The 24,196-nt window shown below is 60.9% G+C and carries 16 protein-coding genes; 5 read left to right on the top strand and 11 right to left on the bottom strand.

Annotation, left to right across the window (positions count from 1 at the left end; genetic code table 11):
* The first annotated feature begins 42 nt into the window (after window positions 1-42).
* Entirely contained in the window at window positions 43-2,634 is a 2,592-nt protein-coding gene (locus CEW87_RS14030; protein ID WP_108977235.1) for a DEAD/DEAH box helicase, read from the top strand.
* Window positions 2,635-2,767: 133 nt separating this feature from the next.
* Here the strand turns inward: CEW87_RS14030 and CEW87_RS14025 are convergent, their stop codons facing one another.
* The 6 genes from CEW87_RS14025 to CEW87_RS14000 all read right to left on the bottom strand — a co-directional run bounded on the left by CEW87_RS14025 (window position 2,768) and on the right by CEW87_RS14000 (window position 11,700).
* Window positions 2,768-4,399: a nuclease-related domain-containing DEAD/DEAH box helicase gene (locus CEW87_RS14025; RefSeq protein ID WP_108973915.1), complete on the bottom strand. Its 1,632-nt coding sequence runs from the start codon at window positions 4,397-4,399 to the stop codon at window positions 2,768-2,770.
* Between the two features lie 271 nt (window positions 4,400-4,670).
* A complete protein-coding gene (locus CEW87_RS14020) occupies window positions 4,671-6,203 on the bottom strand; it encodes a hypothetical protein (protein WP_108973913.1) in 1,533 nt (510 codons plus the stop codon).
* Window positions 6,196-7,104 carry a DUF7281 domain-containing protein gene (locus tag CEW87_RS14015; RefSeq protein WP_108973911.1) on the bottom strand — a complete coding sequence of 303 codons (909 nt, stop codon included), beginning with the start codon at window positions 7,102-7,104 and terminating at the stop codon, window positions 6,196-6,198. Before CEW87_RS14015 ends, CEW87_RS14020 begins: the two co-directional genes overlap by 8 nt.
* Complete coding sequence (locus CEW87_RS14010) at window positions 7,101-9,710, bottom strand: hypothetical protein (RefSeq protein WP_199917024.1); 2,610 nt, start codon at window positions 9,708-9,710, stop codon at window positions 7,101-7,103. Before CEW87_RS14010 ends, CEW87_RS14015 begins: the two co-directional genes overlap by 4 nt.
* 161 nt (window positions 9,711-9,871) lie before the next feature.
* On the bottom strand, window positions 9,872-10,447 hold the full coding sequence (locus CEW87_RS14005) for a condensin complex protein MksE (RefSeq protein WP_108973909.1): 576 nt from the start codon (window positions 10,445-10,447) through the stop codon (window positions 9,872-9,874).
* Window positions 10,444-11,700, bottom strand: coding sequence for a hypothetical protein (locus tag CEW87_RS14000; RefSeq protein WP_108973907.1), 1,257 nt, complete (start codon window positions 11,698-11,700; stop codon window positions 10,444-10,446). The genes CEW87_RS14005 and CEW87_RS14000 overlap by 4 nt, the downstream gene beginning before the upstream one ends.
* An 879-nt stretch (window positions 11,701-12,579) precedes the next feature.
* Between CEW87_RS14000 and CEW87_RS13995 the strand changes: the two genes are divergently transcribed.
* Window positions 12,580-13,440 (top strand): isocitrate lyase/PEP mutase family protein, encoded by an 861-nt coding sequence (locus tag CEW87_RS13995; protein ID WP_108977231.1) that lies wholly within the window; start codon window positions 12,580-12,582, stop codon window positions 13,438-13,440.
* Between the two features lie 154 nt (window positions 13,441-13,594).
* Here CEW87_RS13995 and CEW87_RS13990 read toward each other — a convergent pair whose 3' ends face one another.
* The 5 genes from CEW87_RS13990 to CEW87_RS13970 all read right to left on the bottom strand — a co-directional run bounded on the left by CEW87_RS13990 (window position 13,595) and on the right by CEW87_RS13970 (window position 20,505).
* Window positions 13,595-13,825 (bottom strand): thioredoxin family protein, encoded by a 231-nt coding sequence (locus CEW87_RS13990; RefSeq protein ID WP_108973905.1) that lies wholly within the window; start codon window positions 13,823-13,825, stop codon window positions 13,595-13,597.
* 39 nt (window positions 13,826-13,864) lie between these two features.
* Window positions 13,865-15,184 carry a permease gene (locus CEW87_RS13985; RefSeq protein ID WP_108973903.1) on the bottom strand — a complete coding sequence of 440 codons (1,320 nt, stop codon included), beginning with the start codon at window positions 15,182-15,184 and terminating at the stop codon, window positions 13,865-13,867.
* A gap of 477 nt (window positions 15,185-15,661) precedes the next feature.
* Window positions 15,662-18,175 (bottom strand): ABC transporter permease, encoded by a 2,514-nt coding sequence (locus CEW87_RS13980; RefSeq protein ID WP_108973901.1) that lies wholly within the window; start codon window positions 18,173-18,175, stop codon window positions 15,662-15,664.
* Window positions 18,159-18,857 carry an ABC transporter ATP-binding protein gene (locus tag CEW87_RS13975; RefSeq protein ID WP_108973899.1) on the bottom strand — a complete coding sequence of 233 codons (699 nt, stop codon included), beginning with the start codon at window positions 18,855-18,857 and terminating at the stop codon, window positions 18,159-18,161. The genes CEW87_RS13980 and CEW87_RS13975 overlap by 17 nt, the downstream gene beginning before the upstream one ends.
* Window positions 18,858-18,957: 100 nt before the next feature.
* Window positions 18,958-20,505 carry an SLC13 family permease gene (locus CEW87_RS13970; RefSeq protein WP_108973897.1) on the bottom strand — a complete coding sequence of 516 codons (1,548 nt, stop codon included), beginning with the start codon at window positions 20,503-20,505 and terminating at the stop codon, window positions 18,958-18,960.
* A gap of 376 nt (window positions 20,506-20,881) precedes the next feature.
* On the opposite strand from CEW87_RS13970, the gene CEW87_RS13965 reads away from it, so the two are divergent.
* The 3 genes from CEW87_RS13965 (at window position 20,882) to CEW87_RS13955 (ending at window position 24,104) form a co-directional block, all read left to right on the top strand.
* On the top strand, window positions 20,882-21,730 hold the full coding sequence (locus CEW87_RS13965) for an SIR2 family NAD-dependent protein deacylase (protein WP_269807780.1): 849 nt from the start codon (window positions 20,882-20,884) through the stop codon (window positions 21,728-21,730).
* A 51-nt stretch (window positions 21,731-21,781) separates the two neighbouring features.
* A complete protein-coding gene (locus tag CEW87_RS13960) occupies window positions 21,782-22,774 on the top strand; it encodes an endonuclease/exonuclease/phosphatase family protein (protein ID WP_108973893.1) in 993 nt (330 codons plus the stop codon).
* A gap of 151 nt (window positions 22,775-22,925) precedes the next feature.
* Window positions 22,926-24,104, top strand: coding sequence for an MFS transporter (locus tag CEW87_RS13955; RefSeq protein ID WP_108973891.1), 1,179 nt, complete (start codon window positions 22,926-22,928; stop codon window positions 24,102-24,104).
* Window positions 24,105-24,196 lie beyond the last annotated feature (92 nt).

Below are 24,196 nucleotides of genomic sequence, written 5' to 3'. Positions count from 1 at the left end.
AGGCAGGTTTTACACCCTACCCTCGGCGTGGGGACGGTCCTGATGGACAACGGCCTCACATTGGTTATCCGCTTTGTTCATGGAATTGAGGAGGTGCCTGTAAGCAGTATCGAAGACCGGTTAAGCCCTGAAGATGCACTGACAAGTGGTGAGTTCAGCTCAGGAACTGAAACGATTTCGCGCATACAGGCGTCAGCCATTACATCCTTAAACGATTCATGGGGCGTCTTTTCTAGGTCCCGTATTTCGCTCCTGCCGCACCAACTCTGGGTGTGCCACCGTGCATTGCGTAAGTGGCCCGTACGTCTGATGATCGCGGATGATGTCGGACTCGGAAAAACGGTCGAGGCCGGCCTGATTCTGTGGCCATTGATCTCCCGCGGAACCGCAAGACGCATACTAATTTTGACTCCAGCCTCGCTCGTTGAGCAATGGCAATATCGAATGCGGCAGATGTTCGATATTCGGCTATCGATCTATCAACCGGATCTTGATAGTGGAAAGCGCGACTTCTGGAATATCCATCAACAGGTCGTCGCATCCCTACCAACGCTGCGACTGGACCGGAACGATCGCCATGAGCGCCTGCTGGATGCACCCGCTTGGGATATGGTGATTGTCGATGAAGCTCACCACCTGCACGCAGATGAGGCAACAGGCAAGACGCTAGGCTTTCAGCTGATCGAAAAGATGCAGAAGATGGGGAAGATAACCTCTTGTGTGCTTTTTACGGCTACTCCACATCGGGGCAAAGACTTTGGATTTTGGTCACTGATGAGCCTGGTTGATGATGATACGTTCGGCCCAAGCAAACCCAGGACGTCGATGCTCAGCAAGTTGCCGAATAGGCTGATTCGAAACTGCAAACAGAAGGTCGTTGACATGCAGGGGGCCCCACTGTTTCAGCCAATCCTGCAGTTTCCCGAAACCTTTGAATACTCGCCGGAAGAGACCCAGTTTTACGAGACGATGACTGCCTTCATCTCATCAGGCAAGGCCTATGCTTCGACGCTGAGTTCGCAGGGGCGCGGTCAAGTCATGCTCGTGCTGATCGCCCTCCAGAAGCTCGCATCCAGTTCGGTCGCCGCTGTTCGCGGGGCGCTCCGCACCCGATTAGCTCGAATTCAGGATCGTGCGTCGAACTTGAGGATGGAAGCCGACGAGTTTGTCAGGGAGGATGACGGCACCGACGACAATGACATCCTGAAGCGCTGGATCCTCGACGACCAAAAGAACAGCCTCAAGCTCATGGAGGACGAGATTCTTCACCTGAACCGACTTATTGAGGCAGCCGAGCATGTAGTCGTTGAAAGTCGCATACAGCGAGTCATAGAGATCATTGAAGAAAGATTTGCCGATGAGTCCGTACTGCTGTTCACAGAGTATAAGGCCACTCAAGCCCTGGTGCTGAGCGCCCTGATGAAACGTTTCGGCGAGAAGAGCGTTGGCTTCATCAACGGCGACGGAAGACTTCGCGAGGTTCTCTTTCCCGACGGAAAGATTAACTCTTTAAGCATGGCGCGCGACTTAACAGGGGACGCATTCAACTCCGGGGCGATTCGCTTCTTGGTTTCAACAGAGGCGGGAGGCGAAGGCATCGACCTACAAGTCCGATGCCACTCATTGATTCACGTCGATTTGCCCTGGAACCCGATGCGTTTGCATCAGCGGGTAGGGCGCGTCAATCGGTTCGGCCAACGGCATCAGGTGCAGGTCGCGTCCCTGCGTAATCCTGACACCGTCGAATCGCTCATCTGGAGCAAGCTGGAAGAGAAGTTGAACAACATCATGCGGGCGCTTGGCGCAGCAATGGACGAGCCCGAAGACCTGCTCCAACTCGTACTGGGCATGACCGAGCAGAAAGTTTTCGACGAACTTTTTCAGGAGGCAAAGGATGCGCCCCGAGAGGGATTCGACAAATGGTTCGATCAGAAGACTCAAAACTTCGGGGGAGCAGAAGCGATCGACACCGTAATATCACTCCTCGGACATGCTGATGGTTTTGATCTGAGCGGGCTGAAGAACGTCCCTACTGCAGATCTTCCAGACCTCGAACCGTTCTTCCTTTCGATGCTCAAGCAGAACGGCAGGCGCCCGGAGGTCACATCCGAGGGGCTCACATTCCTGACCCCAGACGCTTGGCGAAACTCTCCTGCGATACTTCGGAAGTATGAGCGATCAGTATTTCGCCGAGACGTTGAAGGCAAAGACGCACAAGCTCGCATCCTTGGAGTTGGTCATCCAGTCATCGATCAAGCCTTGCGCCAAGCAAAAGGTTTCCCTGCCAAGGTAGCACTCGTTCCTGCACTGAACAATGTACTCGCCGTGTTCGAGGTTTTCGATCGAGTAACAACCGGACAAGGACAAGTCAAACGGGTTCTGATCGGCGTCGAGGACAGCCCGTTAAAGCCTGCGCTGCTGAACGATTCCGAGGTGCTCAGTTTCCTGAATTCCCTTGAGGCCCGATCGACAGACAGTGCAGTTCAGCCAACCGAAAGTGCTGCAATCGATCAAGCCCATCACTTTATTCAAATCGGCTTAGACCTTGTTCGCTCCCACATTGCCGCAATGAAGCTCCCGTTCGACGCACCTGAAGTGGAATGCTTGGCGGTTTTGGTTCCTGCCGCGCCCTAATTATCGTGTTTTTCTCCATATCCTCATACCTTGGCATTGGCGGTGACTGCACGCACACTGCTCGCGGCCTCTGCGTCAAGAACCCTTGACCCATCACAATAACAACGCACCGTCCGCCCCGCCAAAACTCACGTCACCCCAAGAGCGCTCGCTCTAGCGCAGAATCTGCCTGGGCGGACAACACCAGCTCAACCGCCAAATGCGCCCGCGTCATTCCCACGAACAGCTTCCGTCTAACTGGGTCGTCTAGCGTTTCGAAGTCGAACTCGGTAAGCACGATGCCATCGGCGCTTTGGCCCTTAAAGCGATAGATTGATTCCAGCAGCAGGTCGCCGTCGGTATGGATCGGCTCTCCATCCACTGAGTACTGCCCCGTGAATCGGCGAACGGTGAAGTCTCCGAGCTGGTTCTTCTTGAGGATCGACGAGTTAGCATGTCCTCGGCCAGTGAGTACGGCGATGTTCTCAACTGCGACACCTCGGCTGATCAGGGACTGCACTGCTTGGGCGGTCTGATGCACAAGTTCGCGCTCACTGTTATAGCGACGAAACTCTGGTAGCTCACCGGCAAAGGGGCTTCGTGAATCTATAGGACGATTCGCCAAACCCAGTGCGTTGATGACATTCACGATCATCGTCGGACAACGGAAATTGTCGCTGCAGGTCAGCGTCACGGCACCGTTCAGATCAAAGTCGTCGCGCTTGTAGAGTCGCTGCGCTTCGTCCTCGAGGAAGTAGAACCGTCCATCGTCGTTTAGTTGCGCGAGCACGCCGGCCACCCAGGCCGGCTCGAAGTCCTGGCCTTCGTCAATCACGATGAGGTCGTAGCGCAAGGCGCTCACACCGGCATCGCGGCAGTAGACCTCGGCAACGACATCAAAGATACCCGTGGCACTGAAATCTGGCTCGCCCACTGCACGCCGGTAATGCGCAACGCACAGCTCATGGAAACTCGTGACCTTCGCCCGGGCCGGAGCAATGCGTCCGATGTGATCTGCAAGCGTCCGGTTGAAGCACACGTAGAGCGCCCTTTTCCCCTCCGTTGCAGCATCCTCCAGCAGGCGCAGCGCCAGTTGCGTCTTACCGGAGCCAGCCGTCGCTTGAATGCGAATCACACCCGACGGGGCTTCGATACGCGGTACCCAAGTTGCGAGACCATCGGACAACTGTCGGCTGGTCTTGCGCAACTGATCACCCAACACCCTGAGATCGGGCGACACCTTGAACTCGTTTGCGAGAAAGCGCCGTACCGCTTCCACATCACTTTTGCACGACGTAGTCGGTATCAACTCGCGAACACGGCGACCCAGCGTGTCGTACTCGCCCGCGCCAATGATGCGCTCCCGGGGCGTCGAGATGATATGGGTATCGTCGACGTTGTAGTCGGGCAGGACAAGGCAATGGTCGACGTGGGAATCGAGCTTTGCCGCGCTAAGTCGGTTTCGCATCGCTGCATACTGCACCTGGGACTGCTTTGTGATGTCCCGCTCGTGTCCGTCGTAGAGCTTGTAAAGCTGCCCATCCCGCAGAATGGCGTCACCTGCTTTGACCTCGATCAGCAACATGTTCCCTGAGGGGCCAAGGACAACAACGTCGATCTCGCCATAGACATCACTGCCGTGATGAATCGTGTGCCAGTTAACGCTGTGAAATATTTCATAGCCATCCGGCAAGGACAACTGAAGACGCTCCAGCACGTCCAATTCGCGGTAAAGGCCCGCATCGTGCCGCACAGACATCAGACAAGGGGATAGCTTGGCCGCCATGGTTTGAGGGCTCGTTCATGAAGAAGCCATCCAATTGTCGCACAACGATGGCATGTTACCCCCCGTGCAATGGCGCTGTTCAGGCGCAACGAACGCCAGAGTTCGCTCTACACATCCACATCAGTGGAAGCTGCCATGTTTCGCCCCTCCTCGACATCCCAGAATGTTGTGCTCCCAGATTACGCGCTCCCGGCTTTACAGACGTCACATCCGTATGTCGTCGAGTATGCGTGGCTGGCTGCCGAGGCCAGAGGCGCGGTGGGTAGCGCCCTTAACCAGCGGCCTTCTTTCCTGCCTGAGAAGCCGCCCCGTTAAGCCAGGGATATCGATGTGGATCCTCCGCAAGCAGCACGCGCCGCATAGCTTCGCGTCCTGCTGAATCGAGTTGTCCGTAGATGCTTCGAAGTTCCGAGTCGATGCCATGCTCTGGTGCGCCTCTCTTTCTGGCCTTCTCATACCAGTCCTGGCCTTCGTTGAATTTGCGTTGCTCCATATACACCGCACCAAGCAACGTACAGGGACGGTAGTCCTGGGGCATCAGTACATGAGCCTTCTCTCCCATTTCAATCGCTTTTATTCGCTCCCCGAGGTCGCGCAACACGCCGCCGTGAGTCGTGTGCAGGGCGGATCGCACTTTCGGATGTTTCAGTCGTTCAGGGGAAATGCTGCCGATTAGCTCCAGCGCGGCTTTCGGCTGTTCACACTTACGAAAGTGCCCGCATGCGTTGATTGCGCTCCATGGATCCTGGGTGCGTCGGTACTGACTGGCGTGGAACACCGCTTCGAGTCGGTGATATTCCTGTCGAATCGGTGGCGTGAAATATTTTCTGGCAGTCGTGCTGAGCCACACCAAGTCTTCCTTTGAGAGCCGCGTGCCTGTATCGATCTGTTCCAGGAGTTCGGTCATACGCAGCTCCAACGACGGATCCCGTAACCCTATCTTGTACTTTTCGAACAGAGCCCTCGTTTTCATCATCGCGATGTACGCGGGATCACTCTCGCGTGCAAGGCGGGCTGCCTCAAGAGCGTCGTTTCTTGCTTTGATTGCAATTGCCTCAGCCTCGACAACCTTGGCCACCTTGACGTAAATATCAAAGGTCAGCTGGCCATACGCGAGTCTATACAAGTCGTCTGGTACTGTTTGCTTCAAACAAGCAAGCTCATCAGCAGTGAGCAAACGTCCCATGTAGAGCGCCTTCAACAGTTCGCTCACGGGCGATGACATCGCAGAAGCAATGTGTGAAACATGAAAATACTGCGCGAGCTCAAGGGATGTTGGCTCGATACCTTGCTGGATGGCGACACGAGCTTGGTATGCCGCGGCAGCAAGCTCGCAGTTTCGCGCGCGCTGTTCTTTCCATACAGCCTGGCGCTCCCTTTGCGCCTTGAGCACGGCTTCCGTCTCCTCCCGCTCGCGCTTTCGACGAAGAGCGCGCTCAGCCTCCCTGTCCAGTTCCTTGGTCACTTTAGGGGATCCACGATTGGGCCTGCGGGGTACATATTGAGCCTCCCGTGCTTTCTTTTCGATTTCTTTCGCGTGATTCGCAGCTTTCGCTGCCTGAGCCTTGCTCAAATACGCAGCATCAAGTCCTTCAACGTAAGCGTCATAGGTCGTTTCTCCGCAAGCATGCCGATACAAGCCAGGCAAGTTCTGTTGCTTCAAGAAACCCAGTGAGTTGGATGTCAGTTTCTTTCCCTGATGCATCTGAAGAAGGATGCCGCTCAAGCGCGAGAAAGGAATCGTTGCAGTCTCGATATGGCTGACATAGTAAAAATCGGCGATGAAAGCCGTTGACTCACTCATGTGAAAGCAACCCTCGTTCAGTTGCAGCGCGACTCAACCACACCGCCTCGTGCTCCAGCGCCCTGCCCTGACGGTTCATCGCAGCACAAAGCTCAAGTACTTCGCGCGGGGCATCGAGCGCCTTTAAACGGTCTACTGCCGTGACGAACTGATGCTGCGTATCGCGCCACACCGCATCGCTGCCATAACGCGCCAGGAGCAACTCCCATTGAGGCATCAGCCAGAATGCACAGGGGGCGCTGCAGCGCTCAAGGAGCCTTGCGTAGTTCTGCAGTCCGGTGCCGTCGTAATCGGGAAACAAAACGACCTCCTGAGCACGCGATTTCACTGAGAGCCATTCGAGCACCCGGTCTGGAATGTGACCGGCGTAATACATCAGGCTGACCTGCGCATTCGGTGCGAGCCAGTCTGTTCGATCAAAGAGTGCCTGGTTTTCCACCAGCCAAAGGGGGCGGTCGGAGTACCAATCATCCGTGGCGCGCGTGGCAAGTGCACCAACCCCGGCCACCTGTGTCACCGACGAGAGATCAAAGACATCACCTGCACCGTTACACCAGCTCACACCGGCGCCGACCGCCTTCAGGAGCAGGTAGTGCATATCGTGGGCAGGCTTGAGCGCCTTGCTATCACGGTGCGTGGCCACATTTGCAGCGCGTCGGGGCAGGCCTTCGGGCAGGTTCTCGGGGATATCGGGGCGCATGGTGCGAAGGTGCGCCTCCAGCGCCGATCGATCGACGACCTGATAAACAGAGCCCCGTCCCTTCGGCGCCTGCGCAACGAAGTTCGTGCGCCGCGCGAACTCGTCCAGGACTCTGCGCTGTTCGGGAGAAAACACACTGGCGCTTGCCTCATCACCTTTGGCAAGAAGCTTGGACAGTGCCGCAGCCAGGCCCCTGCTCATGGCGCGACTGCGTCCTGTTCGCAGGGCTCGATGATCTGCCAGTTCTGTTTGCTGATGATGTTGTGCCCTCCCCGGCTGGTGATGGGTACGCAGTAGCGTGCAGTAATGAGTGGCGCCGGTGACGCGAAGATCAACGCAAAACCAAAATCCTCTGCGGTATCGATCAGGCTGCGCTGATTGCGCTGATCCAGCGCGGAGGCTTCGTCGAGATAGCACACGGCCTGGACGTCGTGACGCTCATCCCGCATCTGATGCAAGAGCGCAAGCCCGGTGACCAGCTTCGCCATCAGCACAGTGCCGTTCGATGCTGCGCTGTCGATATCCGTAAAGGACTCCGGCTTGCGCCCCAGCTTGCCAACGACGAATTCGAGCCTGAAGAAATGCTCGACCCGCAAACAGCCGCGCGCAGCGCCCTCTTCGATCAGCAGCGTCTTGGCGCGATTGAGAGCTGCGTCATCCAGCACGCTGTGATGGTTGAAGAGCTCGAAGGTCTCGCCACTCTCTGCGTGTTCCGCAGTGCTGATGAGTTGTTCGATTGCTTCCACTAACAGCGTCTCATCCACCGGCTCGATCTTGAACACCGCCAGATCGGAGAGCTGACGTCGACTGACCAGCCGGTTGAAGTCACGCATGGCGCTTTTGAAACGCCGCAGCCCGTCACGCAACTGCCTAAGGCACGCGGTCACGTTCACGACCGCCGTACGAGCCTTGCGCTCCAGCGCCTCGGCTTCCTGAACGAGGTGGTTTGCAAATCCGACGATATGCTGAATTTCGATCTCGGGAGAATCGGAGAACTGGTACTTGGTGAGCCCCCCTGCATGAAGCGTCGCCACGTGTCCGTGAATGCGCTCTTCCAGCTGCATCAGGTTGCGACAGTCTTGTTGATAGGCCTGAAGCGCCTCGGCGAGGTCTGACAATGCGACATCACTGTTTCCAATCCAAACCTGGTGTGGCATTTCCGCGAGACTGTCGAACATCGGGTCATCGTCCCCACGACGATTACGCAGATTGATGACCAGCCGATGCTGCCCCTCCAACTGTGAAATCTGCCCCTGGATGCGCTTTTGTTCGGAACGCATCCTTGCTACCTCGTCCTTGGCGCTGTCGAGCAGTTGCTTCGCCTCGTCCAGGCGCAGATTCAGCGCAGCAATCTCCTCCTCCCGAGCAGACCGCGTTTCACGCAACCCAAGGAGCTCATCAAAGGCTGCAAGCTCGAGTTGTATCTGTCCGACCTCGCGCTCCAGCTCGGCCTTGCGCGCTTTGGCCGCATCAAGGGCAAGCGCGGCCGTCAGCTCCTGTTCGAGCTGAGGCGCGCGCATCTCCAACTCACGCAAATCTTCCTGAATTTCCTGATTGGAGCGCTGCTCGTGCTGATGTTCCAGCGAGGCGAGATCGAGGGTGAGTCCCGGCAACAAGAGTTGCGTGTCACCGCCTGCACGCAGCCAGTCGCGCAGCAGCGTCGGCGTCAGCTCGCAGGCCTTTGACGGGAGCAGCATCACGGATTTCGCCAGCACGCGATTGAGCCGCTCGAGCTCCTCGCCCTCAAGTTCTGCATGCAGGCGCAAATAGAGATTGTCTGCCAGGGTGGCAAGCTCATCCGCGAGGCGTTGACGTTGCTTGGCAACGCTCTCGATCTCTCTGCGGATCGTCGCAGCTCCCCGACTGGCTGCTCGCACTACGAGCGCGGCCTGCGAGTCGTACTGTCCGCGAGCTTCGACCAAACGCTCCTCAAGCACGCGCCGCTCCGGGATCAGATCAAACTTGTTAGCCAGCTCGTTCATCCGCGCGGTCTGCTGCTGCAATCGGCGGAGCACTTCGGAATCCTGCGTCTGCCTTCTGACCAGATTGCGGTCACGCTCCTGCAGGTCGGCTTCGAGTCTCTCGACCTGAGCCAACTGCGAGCGCAAGGACTCGAGCTCGCTGCGCTGATATGCATCCCAATCGACCAGGAGGGCGTCAATGATTGGCCGAAAGTGCAGAACCTTTCCTCGGAGAACGCTGCGCTCGGCGTGACACTGTTCAAGCTGCGTAATCAGGGGACGCTGGCGCAGGGCAGCATCGTACTGCGCACGCTCGGCATTCACGTCGGCAAACGCCTTATCCCATTCCGCCTTGAAGTCGATACTCGCATCGGACAAGTCGTGCCTGAAGATCTCGAGCAAATAGGCTTTTACCTCTGTCGAGGTGAGCCGATCGAGGCGCAGCGTGCGCGTGAGGACCTTCTGGAAAACAGCCGCGTTGCTGGGCTGCTCGAGCTTGAAGACCGTGAAGTCAGGCTCATGGTCCGGTCGTCGCCCCCTGCGCCCACCATAGAGCACGTCGGCGAATTCACTCGAACTGTATGAAAACACCAGCCGTCCAAGCTGTGCCATGTGGCCGGCCAACTGCGGCTGCGCTACCGTCGTGCCATCGGGGAGTCGAAAATCATCAAGCGCCAACTCCCCTCTGTACGCAAAGTACTCGTAATCATGGCTCACGCCCTTGCCGACGCAACCCAACACAACGGTCCCGCTCTTTGGCAGCGAAACCTCAAGCAAGATGTAGGCGCTGTTGCTGGGAAAATAGAACCGCCGACTGGTATCGACATCATGTGCGCCAAAATCCATGCGCCGCTTGTCGATGATGAGCAGAAACTGCAGGGCGTTGATTACACTCGTCTTGCCGGTGTTGTTCGGCGCAATCAATGAGACCGCTGCATCCAGCGGCAATTCGGCGCGCTGGTAACCGGCACTGTTGAGCAAGGCGAGGCGCTGAAAGCCGTATCGAATCACAACTCGGCCTCCTCAACCTCATCATCACCGGGCTCATCCGGCGCCTTCCGAGCCAACTCCTCGAACCGGTCCAGGTAACGGAACACGGCGGGCAGCAGGCGCCATCCGCCTTGGTCTGCAGTCGCAAAGCCGTAGTTCGACGCTGCACGCATCACCTGTGCAAGCGACTCGACGTCGGCGAGGTTCTCTGCCTTGAGGAGCATCTCGTTCTTCTCGATCAAGGCATCAAAAAGGCCTTGGTCGATGACCCAGTCGGTGAACTTCGCAAGATGAACGCCTGCGTCCGCCTTGAACTCGAAAATGAGCATCAAAAGCAAAGCGAGTTGCCGCGTTGTCTTCGAGACGTTCTGCGAGCTTTCTTCAACGTGAAACCATGCAAACCCCCTGCCATCGATCTTCAGCGCATAGCCAAGGGCGGCAAAGAGCGCTTCATATTGGGCCTGCTCTCGTTCGAGCTCAGCCCAAAGGCTGTGGTTGCCAACGCGATTGAGATGCTTGCCCGCGTTGAACTGCGCAAACAGATCGGCCAGCGATGGCAGACGGTTCAGGTCGATTGTGACGGTGGTATTCATGCTGGATCGTTTGAGGCCAGGATTCGATGCGGATGGAGCCTCACCCGCACGGTGTTGAGCGTTTGTGAGACAGGGCTTTCCGGCTGATCAGCTCGCCACTGAGGCTGCTGCACGATCTCATGGTAAAGCCGCAAGGTTGTGGCATCGTTCCACTGCGGATACTGGCGATGTAGCCATTCCAGCAGATTGTCGATGGGAGCGTCGCGGCGCAAGGCAGCCAACAGCGAACCCTCATCAACGAGATCGAACAGGGGCTCTTTACTGCCCCCATCCTCTTCTGGAAACGCAACCGTGTCCGGTACATAGTTGAGGGCCTCGCTCATCAGCGTGAGCACTTCGTTTCCGACCGTGACTCGGCGTTGCATGTCGCGCTGCCAAAGAGGCAAGGTGGCGCTTCGCAAGGTACGACGCAGGCCACGTTTGCGCACCTGGCCCAGCAAGTGACTAATCGCCGCAGACAATGCGTTGTGTTGCCGAAGCTCCTCACGCAGTGGCAAAAGCGTGTCGCTGCACTGTTTGAGCACTTCACGGCCGAGCCGGCGCAACTCCTTTGCCTGAAACGCCACCTGCCGCATGGCCAGCCGATGTGTGTAGAGCGCGCCGCGCACCTCCAGGGTATCGACCGCAACGTCGAGCGCCTGCTCAGCATTCTCAAGATGACGATAAAAAGTACCGCTCGGGCCACTGTCCATCATTTCGGCCATGGGCTCGACATAGCTGTCATAGGCTTCGAGCACCTCCGCATAGCGTCGTGAAAGAGGCAGATTGGCATCCGCCGATTTCGCCCGTTCGGCCAACTCGAGTATCGCGTGTCGGTCCTGATCGAGCTGCTGGCTGATCTGGCGGAACAGTTCTGAGAGCTTTTGCGCTCCACCGCGCATCGAATCCGACTGATTGGACGACACCCCGTCAGCAAGGCGTGCCGTCGCATCCTTGATGGCATCGACTCGAGCGCGCAGCACCTCCGACAAGCCAAGGTCATGCTCGCGCGTCAAACCACGCACAAACTCAAGAACCAACGGATGGAGCTCCAGCGCATTGCCGCGCGGCAATAGTCGCAACAGGTCTGAGCTCACCATCTGCCGCAGCACCTCATCACGCTGGGCGGAATCGAGCGCAGGATTTGCACGCGCGATAACCGACAGGAGCTGTTGAGAATCGAACGCCGGAAAATCCCTTGTCAGGGGAACCAGCGACTCGACGACATCCCAGTGGGTGTACAGCGAATACGTAAGGGTGCGGGGTGAAGCCATGAATGCGCCAGCTCAAGGGAGGCCGTCATTCTATCGTTTGTGCATACTCCATGGTCGTGTCGAAGAATGACTTCATCCTCATCACCCCTGATAAAGCATCTCGATCAGTCTCACGAACTGGCGCCCCATATGCCAGCTTCGAGCCATTTCATCGGCCGTCAGGGGCCCTATGAATCGCTGCCAACCGCTACCTCCAGGTGACGATCCTAGTCGCCGAACACGCCCCCCACCCCCGTAATCTCGCCAAGAACAACTTGCAGCACCGCTATGCTTATGCGATCCCTACTGTGCTGCTGGTGTTACATTGCGGTGTTACAAAATCGAAGAATATTTGTTTAAAATGCTGTTTTTAAAGTGTTTATTTTTAAACCCGAGGCATCCCGCCCTCTCCGCCAGTTTCCACACTGACATTGATTGCCCCGTCAGCACTGAAACTCTGGATAGTCAGCCTGGCTGATACACCCCACGCAGTTACCACGCGCCCCGCCTGTCCTGGACTGAGTGGGGATTTTCGTTTTTGGGGTCGGGCTATCGTCACCCACGGCACCCTTAGCTTCTCAGGGGATCAGGGAGCGGACGCTACTGCCCTTGGATCTCACCGCAAGATTGCCTGAGGTCTCTTGGCGTGGGCTGGCCGCATAATCGCCCAGCCCCCGGTCGGCCCTGGTATCGGATGACCTCCATGGTCATCACTGTGTTCACGGCGAAACCCGCGTGTTCAGGTGGCTTCCTCAGATTGAATCGCCGCCTGTTTGAACTGACCCTATGAAGTTCGTCTAAGCTTCGGGCCTCAGTTCAAAGTCGGTGCGAACCAGCCCGCTTGCTGATGGAATACTGGGTGCGTGTGCCCAGCGATTGGTTCAGAACAAGGAATTCACCGTGTCGACCCGTAAGAAACTCAAGGAACTGGTTGCCGCCAAGCGCGGCGTCATTGTGCCGGGCGCGTTCAATGCGCTGTCGGCCCGCGTCATTGCCGATCTTGGCTACGAGGCCATCTACATTACCGGCGCCGGTGTCACCAACATGTGGTACGGCATGCCCGATCAGGGTTTCATGGGCCTCGCCGAGATAGCCGACCACACGGCGCGCATCCGCGATGCCGTCGAACTGCCGCTCATCGTTGATGCCGACACCGGCTTCGGCAATGCACTCAACGTCTACCACACGGTGCGCACGCTGGAGCGTGCCGGGGCCGACTGCATTCAGCTCGAAGACCAGGTGGCGCCCAAGCGCTGCGGTCACTTCAACGGCAAGGATGTGATCTCGACCGAGGAAGCGGTGAGCAAGATCAAGGCTGCAGTCGACGCCCGCCGCGACGAAAATCTGCTGATCATGGCGCGCACCGACGCCGCTGCCGTGCATGGTTTCGAGGCCGCCGTCGAGCGCGCGCAGAAATTCGCCGAGGCCGGTGCCGACATCCTCTTCGTCGAAGCAGTGACGACAGCGGAGGAGATTCGCGCCTTGCCGCAACGCCTGTCCACACCGCAACTGATGAACATGGTGATCGGCGGCAAGACGCCGATCTTCAGCGCAACCGAACTCGGCGAACTGGGTTTCGGCATCGTGCTCTATGCCAATGCCGCGCTGCAGGGTGCCGTGATCGGCATGCAGAAGGCGCTGACCGTGCTGCGCGACGAGAAACAGCTCCTCGAATCCAGCGGCCTTGTCACGCCATTTTCCGAACGTCAGCGCCTGGTCGGAAAACCCGAATGGGATGCCCTCGACAAACGGTACAGCTGATTGATTCCGGCCGCTTTGGTGCGGCCGGTTCTCCCCTGTTCCACCACTCCATCCGGGTGCAATGGCGAAGAAGCGGCGTACCCCCTTCGTTGCACCAGGCGGCGCGCAACGACGGGGGCAGACTCAAGTCAGACTTGAATCCGCCCCATAAAGCTCAAGCCAGTAACTGCTGGACCTCGGCTGCAGTAGCAACCTTGCCCTCAATTACGATCTCTCCATCGATCGCCAGTGCCGGGGTGCGCATGATGCCCGCATCGATGATGGCATTGGTATCGGTCACCTTCTCGACCTCGTATTCAAGGCCTTTCGCATTTGCCGCTTCTTCTGCATTTGCCGTCAGCTGTTTGCATTTGGCACAGCCGCTGCCGTAGACCGTGAATTTCATTTTCTTTCCTCACTGTTGCCATAGATCTGGTTGAAGGAATCAGGACCAGTTGCCATAAACGAAGCCGGTGATGGTCGCCATCACCACGACCAACGCACAATAGACTGCTGTTTTCTCCGTACCAAGAATGGTGCGGATCACCAGCATGTTCGGCAAGGACAGCGCGGGCCCTGCCAGCAGGAGCGCCAGCGCCGGCCCTTTGCCCATACCCGCCCCCATCAGTGCGTCAACGATAGGGACTTCGGTCAGGGTCGAAAAGTACATCAGCGCGCCCAGGACCGAGGCGATGATGGTGGAGCTCAGTGTGTTGTCGCCCACAGCCGCCGCGACCCATTCCGAGGGAATGATGCCCTCGTGACCGGGACGGCCCAGCGCGAAGCCCGCAACGAAAACCCCACCCAGCAGCAGCGGCAGAATCTGCTTGGCGAAATCCCAGCTCTGTATCGACCACTCGCGATCCTGCTCGCGCAGTGCCGAAATGATCATCAGGCCCGCAATACCGATGGCAAAGGGCAGCTCTGGTGCGCTCGGCACGATCACAGCCGCAATCACAACTGCAGCAGTGAGCATCAGCAACTGATTGACAGGCCAGTGCCAGCGCCAGATCAGCAGGCCCGCCAGGGCCGCGGAGAGCAGTGCCGTAATCTGCCACTTCCATGCGTAAATCTGCATCCAGGTTTCGCTGTCGGCAGCAGCCCAGTTGGCAAAGACCAGCACCCCGACCATCAGTGCGAAAAAGACCGCAATCACACTCATGGGCTTGTCTGTGTCATCGCCACCAAATCCGCGACTGTTCTTGACCGTTCGCTGCGCCTCTTCCTTGCGATAGATCAGGTGCATGATCGTGCCAATGACCAGTGCAAACAGGATGGCCCCGACCGCACGGGCAATCCCCATCTCGGCCCCCAGCACCTTGGCGGTGACGACGACAGCCATGATATTGATGGCAGGTCCTGAATAAAGGAATGCAATCGCCGCCCCCAGCCCCGCGCCGCGCTTGTAGATGCCACCGAACAAGGGCAGGACCGTGCACGAACAGACCGCAAGCAGCGTGCCCGAAACCGATGCCACGCCAAAGGCCACGGGCTTTGACGCCTCGGGCCCCAGGTAACGCATGACGGCCCCCTGGCTGATATACGCCGACATTGCACCGGCAATCAGGAAGGCAGGCAGCAAACACAGAATGACGTGCTCTCTGGCGTACCAGTTGGTCAGGCGAACGGCCTCGAGGACGGCATTGTCGAAGCGGGTCGTTCCGGCGGGAACAAAGTAAATCAGCAGAAAAACCGCCAGCATGAAGAAAAGCAGGTTGCCTTCACGAGTATTGCTGGCGTACAGCTCGCGCAATCGCGTGGTCATCTCAAACTCCTTGACTGGACCATCCGTTGAAGCATCTCACTTATGGAGACGAACACACTCGCAAAAGGATGCAGAAAAATTTGGGGTCGGGCTGCCAGACCGCACTGCCCGATCATCAGACACGCTTCCATCTGCACGACGGGAGGATCCTCATCATGCTGGCGTCACGCCTGGGCCAGGATCAATGAACGGTTCCTGCGCAGCAAAGGCGACCCGTCTGACCTTGCAAACAGCACTGAACAACCGGACCTTGAGATTCCCCGCATTGCATAAAGCATAACCCTTCAGAGTCGGCTGCGTGCACATCCCTTGTTCGTGCCAGCGGCGCCGGACAGCGTCGGCTGTCGAAGGAATGCGTTGAAAAGCATGGGATGACATCTGCAGGGGGTGACCGACGTGTCGGGTCCGGGTGTGTCGCGCAGCGCCCACCTTTGATTGCCGCGCCCGACACCTTCGAGCGCGACCGAGCCCCCTCCCCTACGCGCCGAAGCCGCGCAAGAGCACCGCAGGCGACAGACGAAGTTGCCGCATGAGGTGATGCGCACCCAGGCTCAGGGCGACAGTGCTGACCACAGCAGCCACCAGGCCCCCGATCCACCAGCCGAGCGCAGTGTCGAGTTGCAGTCGGTAGTGCAGCAACAGCCCCGCCAACGCACTGCCGACGGCGGTCGCAAACACCGTGGTCACGAGCGCCAGCAGCAGGTACTCCAGATGCAGCGCAGCACGGATCGCGCCGACGCGGGCGCCCAAGGTATGCAGCAGGGTCGCCAGGTAGATCTGCCGTACACGGCTCGCCGCAACCACGCTGACCAGCACCAGCAGGCTTGCCAGCAAGGTGACCCCGCCGACCGCGCTCAGGGCCGCGGCGGCACGGGTGAGGATGGCGCGCGCCTCGTCGAGCAGCATCGCGGTGCGCACCGTAACGACGTTCGGCTGCGCTGCGGCAATCCGGTTCTGGGCGGCGACCGCCTCGCCCGCGTCCATGTAGGCCATGCCCACGTAACGCGTGATGAAGGGGTCCAGCACGCCGTCGGAGAAGATCGCCTCCAGCCACAGGCGCGACTGGAAGCGCTTCTGCGCATAGATCGCGGCCAGCTTCGCGCTCACGCGCTCGCCCATGATGTCGAATTGCAGCGTGTCGCCGACCTTTAGCCCGAGCTGGTCGGCCTCGCGGTCCTCCATGGCGACCAGAGCGGGTCCGCGATAGTCGTTCGGCCACCAGTTGCCGCGCGTGACGACGACCTGGTCGAAGTTGTTCTGCAGCGTACTCATCTTCTGCTCGTCGCTGGCTTCGAGGCGGCGCCGGGCGTCCGTGCTGTCGCGCAGCGCCTCGTCGCCGACGCCGGCCAGACGACCCAGCACCAGCGGGGCGAGGTCGAGCTGACTCAGACTGGGCGAGGCCTCGACGAGCGCGCGGAACTCGTCCTTCTGTGCCGCGCCGATGTCGTAGAACACCAGCGCCGGGGCCCGCTCGGGCACGGTCTCCTCGATGGTCAGCAGCAAGGCATGGACGACCAGCGTGGAGGCCACGAGCAAGGTCAGCGCCGACCCCAGCGACAGCAGCGTGGGGCGAAGCGGAGAGTCCGGCCGGTACAGGCCGGACAGCGCGATGCGCAACGTAAAGCGGCCAGCCAGCGCCGGATGCCCGGCCAGGCGCCGTGCGAGCGTGCGCAGCAGACGCACCCCGCCCTCGAGCAGCGCCAGGACCAGCAACAGCGCAGCGATGAAGGCGACGCCGAGCAAGGGGTCGGGCATCGCCACCAGCAGCAGCGCGGCGGCGACCAGCGCACAGCCTGCCGTCAGCCACCATGCGCGCGCAGGCGTGTGGGTGACCACGCCGAGTACGCCGCGAAAGAGCGCAGCCGGATTCACCGTGAGCGCGCGCCCAAGCGCGGGCAAGGCGAACAACAGCGCGATGACCACACCGAACAGCACGGCCATCAGCGACGGACCGATGAGCATGGTCCAGTCATCGGCCAGCGGCAGGCGCTCGGCCACCACGCCGGTGCCGACAAGCGCCAGGACGCCGCCAAGCAGAGCCCCGACCACGGCAGAGGCGCCCCCCAGAATCAGGACCTGCAGCAGATAGACCGCCGCGAGCCGGCCATCGCGCAGGCCGAGCGCACGCAGCGTGGCCAGGGTGCCGAGCTTGCCCTGCAGGTAGGCCTGCACGCTGTTGAACACGCCCAGCCCACCAATGAACAGCGCGCTGAAGCCGATCAGCAGCACGCCCGAACCAATCTGACCGAGAACTTCGCCCAGGCGCGCATTGCGCTCGATGAAGGTGCGCACTTCAGCCTCACTGTCAGGGAAGGCGTCGAGAAAAGCGATCCGCCACGCATCCGGCACCTCGTCCGTGCGCACACGGTAGCGATAGGCGGGCCTGCTTCCAGGCTGCAGCAGACCGGTGGCATCCAGGGCTGCGGCCGAGATCAGCACCGGCGGCCCGCTCCAGTCCGCACGCAGACTGCGGTCGGGCTGGCGCACGATCAGGGCGCGCACGTCCAGGCTCGCATTGCCGAGCTCGATCCGGTCTCCCGGCGCCAGGCCAAGCCGGTCCGCCAGCACACGGTCGAGCACCACGCCGTGGTGCCCGTCGCGTTCAGCAGTCGCCTCCTCCAGCGAACGCTCGGGCGCGAAGCGCAGCGTGCCGTACAAGGGGTAGGCATCATCGACGCTCTGCAGCTCGACGAGTTGGGCGTCGCCATTCCCGGTGATCAGCATGGTGCGGAATTCGATCAGGCGCGAGACCGCCCCGCGCGCCCGCATCCATTCGAGCATGTCGTCGTCGAGTGGGGCGCGCACACGCACCTCGAGGTCCCCCCCAAACAGCGCCCGCGTGTCGGCAAGAAGGCTCTCGCTGACCTGCCGGTACAGGCCGCCGCTGGCCGCAATCAAGGCCACGCCCAGGCTCAGGCAGGCGCAGAACACCCACAGCGTGCGCCCGCCGCCGCGCAGATCACGCCAGGCAAGACTAAGCAGGCTGCGCATCGCCGGTCTCCGGGGCCGCGCTGCCCTCGCTGAGGCGGCCGCCGGAAAGTCGCAGCAGGCGGTCGCAACGGGCGGCAAAGCCCATGTCGTGGGTTACCAGCACCAGCGTGGTGTTGGTTTCGGCGTTCAGATTGAGGAGCAGCTCGCCAATGTCCGCCCCGGTGCGGCCATCGAGATTGCCCGTCGGCTCGTCTGCCAGCACCAGCTTGGGTTCATGCACCAGGGCGCGGGCGATGGCCACCCGCTGCTGCTCGCCACCGGAGAGCTGTCCCGGGTAGTGGTCCAGCCGCTCACCCAGGCCGACCTTGTCGAGCATCGCCCGCGCACGCTCGCGTGCGTCGCGCCGCCCGGCGATCTCCAGCGGCAGGGCGGCGTTTTCGAGCGCCGTGAGGCTGGGCACCAGATGGAAGGACTGGAACACGATACCCAGGTGATCCCGGCGCAGGTCGGCGAGCTGATCGCGATCGAGACCGTCGAGCGATCGACCGTCGAAAACCACCGAGCCCGAAGCCGGTCGCTCCAACCCGGCGAGCAGGAGCAGCAACGACGTCTTGCCGGTGCCGGACGGACCTGCGATCGCGACCCGCTCACCGGCACGGATGTGCAGATCGACATCGCGAAGAATGTCGATGCGCGTGCTGCCCAGCGCGTAGTGCATGCTGAGCCGGTTCAGACGAATCATGAGGCGACCCTTGTTGCCGTTGAAGTGGGATGACTCCGGGGCGCCAAGGAAGTTCGGCAGCGCAGCAAAACCTGCGCGAGCGCGGCAGCGGCAGCAACGATCAGAACTTCAGGCCGAAAACGAAGCCGCCCAGCAGAACGAAGAGCCCGAAAGACGCAGCGATGGCCACCAGGTTCAGCAGGAAGCCCGCCCGCACCATATCGCTCAGCTTCATTTTCTCGTAGGAGAACACGATCGCATTGGGCGGTGTGGCAACCGGCATCATGAAGGCCATCGACGCCGCCAGCGCAACCGGAACGGTGAGGATCCGGGGATCGAGCCCGAGCCCCACCGCCACCGCGCCGAGGATCGGGAGGAAGGTCGCCGTAGACGCGGTATTGGAGGTGATCTCAGTCAGATACACGATGGCCACGGTTACCAGCAGGACGAGCATGATCGTGCTGATCTCGACCCCCGCCACCGCACCGCCGATCCACTTTGCCAGCCCGGTGGAGCCGAATCCGCTGGCCAGGGCCAGTCCGCCGCCGAACAGCAGCAGGACGCCCCAGGGCACGTTTCGCGCCGCCTCCCAGTCGAGCGCAAACTCGCCGCGCGCGCGCGAAATCGGCACCGCAAAGAGCAGCAGCGCGGCGGTGAGCGCGATGATCGTGTCGTCCAAGGGCAGGCCGGTCAGCTTTGCCAGCGGGCCGCGGAGTATCCAGCTGGCCGCCGCGCCCAGGAAGACAATGCCTACGAGCTTTTCGCCGCGCGACATGCTGCCCAGCGCAGCGAGTTCCCTCTCGACCACGCTTCCGGGGTCATCGATGGCGATACGGTGAGCGGGAAACAGCAGACGGGTCAGGATGAGCCACGCAAACGGCAACATCACCGCCACGACTGGCACACCAATCAGCATCCAGCTGAAGAAGCTGATCTCGATCTTGTACGTGTTCTGCAGAAAGCTCGCCAGCAGCGCGTTGGGGGGCGTGCCGATCAGCGTGCCCACCCCGCCGATGGAGGCGCTGTAGGCGATGGCGAGCATCAGCGCGACGCCGAAGTTGCGGACCATGGCCTCATCGTCGGTCTTGCGGGCGACGAAATCGATCACCGAGAGGCCCACTGCATACATCATGATGGTGGTCGCGGTATTCGAGATCCACATCGAAAGAAACGCCGTCGCGATCATGAAGCCCAGGATGATTCGCGAAGGCGACGAGCCGACCACGCCGACGATCCTCAGCGCGATCCTGCGGTGCAGACCCACCCGCTGCATCCCCGCGGCGAGCAGGAAGCCGCCCAGGAACAGGTAAATCAGGGGGTGTCCGTAATTGGCTGCCACCGGGCCGATCTTGTCGATGCCAAGCAGTGGCATCAGCACGATGGGGAGCAGCGCAGTCGCCGGGATCGGTACCGACTCGCTGAGCCACCAGATCACCATCCACACCGCCATCGCCACCAGGCGCCATGCCTCGGTCGGCATGCCTTCGGGCTCCGGCGCGAGCAGCAGCAGGATGGCGACGATCGGCCCGGCCAGCAGGCCCGCCAGGCGCAGTCCGTTCAGCGGATGGTTCGAAACCGGCGGACGCTCCTTGTACTCGGGGTTGCGCTGATCTCCCGGTGCGAGGACGTCCTCGTCATGGGCGTGAACGCCCGGCTTCTCGGTGGCCATTTCGATTTCTCCTTTCTGTGCGATCTTCGATTCTCTCGAATCGCATGCCCCGCAGCGAAACAGGGTGTGTCGACTGCAGACAAGGCAAGAGCGGCGATCACGAAAACAGTGGGTCTTTCATGTTAGCCCGATACGCGCCGATCGGCCTCTCCGTTGTGCCGATCCTCGGCGGCTTCTGCATTCGACGGGAGTCGGCCATGATGAAAACCCCGCCCCCTTTTGGGGTGACCGCGCCCGCGTCGCCCCGCGGCTCACAGGCTCCCGCCAAGCTCAGGAACGGGGCGCACCACCAATGGCGTCCCGATTTTCACGCAGACGGGTGTCATGTACCCACAACGAATGTCAGAATTCGTCTTCGCAAACAGCGGAGCATGGCGTGAATCACCTTTCCTCGACGCCCGGTATCGACAACAGCCCAGCGCACGCCTTTCCGGCCGCGCTCTTGGCCGCGCTGCGTGAGGCAAAACACGTCGTCGTCCTCTCCGGTGCGGGCGTTTCCGCGGAGAGTGGTGTCCCCACTTTTCGCGATGCGATGACGGGGCTCTGGTCCAGATTCGATCCCGCAGAACTCGCCACGCCCGAAGCGTTCGAGCGCGACCCTGAGCTGGTGTGGGGCTGGTACGAATGGCGGCGGATGCGCGCACTGCAGGCACAGCCGAATCCCGCACACCTGGCGATTGCCGGGATGTCGGATCATCTGCCGCAACTCACCCTGGTGACGCAGAACGTGGATGACCTGCACGAGCGCGCGGGCAGCGACACGGTGATTCACCTGCACGGCAGCCTTCATCAGCCCCGCTGCGCCACATGTGGTCGATCGCATGCATTTCCCGACGAAATGCCGAACGAACCCGAAGGCGGACGGCGCCTTCCGCCACCGCGCTGCACCCGCTGTCGCGGGCTGATCAGGCCTGGCGTGGTCTGGTTTGGCGAGTCGCTGCCCGAGGGCGCTTTCTATCAGGCCCAAGAGGCCGCAGAGAATTGCGACCTGTTGATCAGCGTCGGGACATCGTCACTCGTCTACCCCGCCGCCGGCCTGCCCCACCTAGCCAAGGCGCATGGGTCACAGCTCGTCCAGATCAATCCCCAGCCGACGAATCTCGATGGACACGCAACATGGAACATCGTCGGCGCTGCCGGCAAGATCCTGCCGGCGCTTGTCGCTGCCGCATGGGAGATGGACACGCTCGCGGCGCCAACCCAGCGGCCTGCCCGCCAGCGCTGACGATTCACAATGACAGAATCACGATGACGACCTCACCATGACGAACTCACGATGACGGCTGCGCTACTGAACAGGCTCGGACACGGGCTTCGCGCCAGCATGCGGATGCGATTCGACGCCGCTGCATTCGGACTGGGTGCGAGCAGCGTGGGGGCGCTATCCGCTCCGCTGACCCGATTGCTCTCCGATGAGTCCGGCACCTTCGCATGGCTTGTCGATCTCATTGCCCACTGGCAATGGCTGTATGTCGTCGCGGGAGGCGTTTGTGCGGCCATCCTGCTGCGAAGGCGACCGGCCGTGCTCGTATTGCTGGCGAGCGGACTGATCGGCATCGGATGGTCTGGCGCGACCACACGCGCCGACAGCGCAACGCCCGGCTCAGGTCCGGCCCTGACGATTGCCACCGCAAACCTCGAGCTCGGACAGGCCAGTCTCGATGACCTGGCTCACTGGATCGGCGGCCTCGGCGCCGACCTGGTCGTGCTGCAGGAGGTCAGCAAGGAGGCCGCGCGGCGGATCGCTCAATGGCAGGACTATCCGCACCAGCTGGTCACGGCGGACGAGGGTCCGTTCGGGCTCGCCATCCTCTCCCGAACCCCGCTGACGGGCAGCGAGGCGCTGGAATCCCTGCAGCAACCGCTGCGCTATCGCAGCTTCATCTCCTGGCAGGGCCATCGCATCGGGATTTCGGCCATCCATCCCATGCCGCCCATCAATCCGACCTACCATCAGCGGCGCGTGGAGATGCTGACAGAAGAAGCCCAGTGGTCGCAGCTTGTCTCAGCCCCGAGCATTGTCGCGGGCGATCTCAATTCAACGCCGTGGTCCTCTGCATTGGCTTCGGTCGCACCCGCCGGGCTGCTGCGTGCAACAGGGCTGCGGCCAACATGGCCTGCAATACTCCCGGTGATACCGATCGACCACATCCTGATCAACGATGCCTGGCAGGTCGTCGAGTCTGGCGTCGGTCCAAACATCGGGTCGGACCACCGGCCGGCATTCGCCGTGCTGAGCCTCAAGGCGCAGGCAATACACGCGGAATAGCGTGATCTACGCACACGCGGCCGCCTTGGGCTGACTCAATTCCCGACTCAGCCCCTGACGCAGACCAGCAGGCCTCCACCGTCACCGCGACGCTCATGTTGCCCATAAAGAGGTAGAGTCGCGGCTTCCGCATCTCCAACAGTGTTTCCTGATGAAGAAGAATCTCTGGCTGCTGGCCATCGCCCAGGGCCTGTTCCTGACCAACAACGTGGTCTTCATTGCCATTAACGGCCTGGTTGGCCTGACGCTGGCACCGCTGGCGTGGATGGCGACACTGCCGGTGATGGGCTATGTGGTTGGTGCTGCGCTGTCGACCGGGCTGGTCGCGCGCAGCCAGCGGCGCTGGGGGCGCAAGGCATCGTTCCAGCTCGGACTGGTGGTGGCCCTGTTCACCGTGCTGCTGTGCGCCGTGGCCTTGTACATGCGCAGTTTCTGGCTGCTGGTGGCGGGAACGGTGATTGCCGGCTATTACAGCGCCAATGGCCAGCTCTACCGCTTTGCCGCCGCCGAACTGGCGCCGCCGTCGTTTCGCGAGAAAGCCGTGTCGCTCGTGCTGGCAGGCGGGCTGATCGGTGCGGTGGCCGGGCCCAATCTGGCCAGTCAGACACGTGAAACCATGGACACGCCTTTTCTCGGCTCCTACCTCGCACTGGCGGTTGTCGCGGTGATCTCCATGGCGGTGATGTCCCGAATCCGGTTTCCGGCAGAGCCGGTGAAGGTCGCCGGCAGCGACCAGGGGCGTCCGCTGCGCGAGATCATCCGCCAGCCGGTGTTCATCGTATCGACGATCGGCGCAGCGCTCGGATATGGGGTGATGAACCTGCTGATGGCGGCGACGCCGCTGGCCATGGACGTGTGCGGCATGCCGTTCTCGGATGCGGCACTGGTGCTGGAATGGCACGTCATCGGCATGTTCGCGCCCGGCTTTTTCACCGGCCACCTGATCAAGCGCTTTGGCGTGCTGCAGATCATGGGGGTGGGCGTGCTGCTCAATGCAGCGTGTATCGCCGTCGCACTGTCCGGCCAGGATCTGCATCAGTTCCTCATCGGCCTGTTCATGCTCGGCGTGGGATGGAACTTTCTGTTTACCGGCAGCACAACCCTGGCAATGCAGGCCTACCGCCCCGAGGAGAAAGACCGGGCACAGGCCGCGATCAACTTTGCCGTGTTCGCAACGATGGCGCTGACCTCCTTCGCCTCGGGCGCGCTGGTCACCACGCAGGGCTGGACCCTGCTGAACGTCGGCTCGCTGATTCCGGTGGCACTGACCGGCGCGGCCCTGGTGTGGCTGGCCCTGCGCCAGCGCAGCGAGGCACGACAGCCTGCATGAGCATGTCGCGCCGATACCGCGCGATGGCAGCCGGTTGATGCGAACGCGCTGACCCCCCCGCAACGCCCGCGCACCCGGGCTTGCGAGATGTT

Origin of the sequence: Parazoarcus communis (assembly GCF_003111665.1) — a bacterium.
Taxonomy (GTDB): Bacteria; Pseudomonadota; Gammaproteobacteria; order Burkholderiales; family Rhodocyclaceae; genus Parazoarcus; species Parazoarcus communis_B.
This window is presented reverse-complemented; position numbering and strand designations above follow the sequence as displayed.

Bases quoted from the DNA above. Each gene is read 5' to 3' on its own strand.
- CEW87_RS14030 (WP_108977235.1), top strand. From the start codon at position 43: ATGGACAACGGCCTCACATTGGTTATCCGCTTTGTTCATGGAATTGAG.
- CEW87_RS14025 (WP_108973915.1), bottom strand. From the start codon at position 4,399: ATGGCGGCCAAGCTATCCCCTTGTCTGATGTCTGTGCGGCACGATGCG.
- CEW87_RS14020 (WP_108973913.1), bottom strand. From the start codon at position 6,203: ATGAGTGAGTCAACGGCTTTCATCGCCGATTTTTACTATGTCAGCCAT.
- CEW87_RS14015 (WP_108973911.1), bottom strand. From the start codon at position 7,104: ATGAGCAGGGGCCTGGCTGCGGCACTGTCCAAGCTTCTTGCCAAAGGT.
- CEW87_RS14010 (WP_199917024.1), bottom strand. From the start codon at position 9,710: ATGGATTTTGGCGCACATGATGTCGATACCAGTCGGCGGTTCTATTTT.
- CEW87_RS14005 (WP_108973909.1), bottom strand. From the start codon at position 10,447: ATGAATACCACCGTCACAATCGACCTGAACCGTCTGCCATCGCTGGCC.
- CEW87_RS14000 (WP_108973907.1), bottom strand. From the start codon at position 11,700: ATGGCTTCACCCCGCACCCTTACGTATTCGCTGTACACCCACTGGGAT.
- CEW87_RS13990 (WP_108973905.1), bottom strand. From the start codon at position 13,825: ATGAAATTCACGGTCTACGGCAGCGGCTGTGCCAAATGCAAACAGCTG.
- CEW87_RS13985 (WP_108973903.1), bottom strand. From the start codon at position 15,184: ATGACCACGCGATTGCGCGAGCTGTACGCCAGCAATACTCGTGAAGGC.
- CEW87_RS13980 (WP_108973901.1), bottom strand. From the start codon at position 18,175: ATGCGCAGCCTGCTTAGTCTTGCCTGGCGTGATCTGCGCGGCGGCGGG.
- CEW87_RS13975 (WP_108973899.1), bottom strand. From the start codon at position 18,857: ATGATTCGTCTGAACCGGCTCAGCATGCACTACGCGCTGGGCAGCACG.
- CEW87_RS13970 (WP_108973897.1), bottom strand. From the start codon at position 20,505: ATGGCCACCGAGAAGCCGGGCGTTCACGCCCATGACGAGGACGTCCTC.
- CEW87_RS13960 (WP_108973893.1), top strand. From the start codon at position 21,782: ATGACGGCTGCGCTACTGAACAGGCTCGGACACGGGCTTCGCGCCAGC.
- CEW87_RS13955 (WP_108973891.1), top strand. From the start codon at position 22,926: ATGAAGAAGAATCTCTGGCTGCTGGCCATCGCCCAGGGCCTGTTCCTG.